This is a genomic window from Rhodocytophaga aerolata, from assembly GCF_030503435.1.
GTDB lineage: Bacteria > Bacteroidota > Bacteroidia > Cytophagales > 172606-1 > Rhodocytophaga > Rhodocytophaga aerolata.
Window position 1 is genome coordinate 1 of record NZ_JAUKPO010000200.1, and the last position, 518, is coordinate 518.

Below are 518 nucleotides of genomic sequence, written 5' to 3' on the forward strand. Positions count from 1 at the left end.
ACCAAGCTGATCCCCTCCCAAGAAATTAGACACATTAGAAGTAAAGACAAAGGGGTAAATACTGTAACTCAAATCGAAGCATTTGTAATGCTATTAATTTAACTTTAGTTTTTTCAAAAACTTTCAACTTTTTGTGCACTGTTTCTGGGAAGAACAGTTTAAGTTCTATAGCGGATGACAAACTTAAAAACCATTATTTTTGAATTTGCCCAACCTTGTAAACAACTCGATGGGCTTGTAAGTCATTTTTGGCAGAGTCGTTGGCGGCTAGGCGTTCAAAACTACTTTTGCTATTATTCGACTGCCAACACAAATGCCGAGTTAGTATTTGCTTTTAGTCCTAAAAATGCACATCGCAGTAATAGTGTATTCGCTACTTTTCAAGGGTTTACTCAAACACCTAGCCAGATCCACACAGGTGGCTTTTCAGAAATGTTTGGGGTGTCTATTTATGCTCATGCTATCCCGCTTTTGTTTGGAGTTCGGGTTGCCCAAGTAGCTAACCAATTGATAGATGT

At 38.2% G+C, this 518-nt stretch carries 1 protein-coding gene; it reads left to right on the forward strand.

The features are described 5' to 3' along the window. Positions 1–174: 174 nt before the first annotated feature. Positions 175–518, forward strand: a 344-nt coding sequence (locus tag Q0590_RS37525) for a DUF6597 domain-containing transcriptional factor (protein ID WP_366970918.1), incomplete at its 3' end; no start/stop codon positions are given.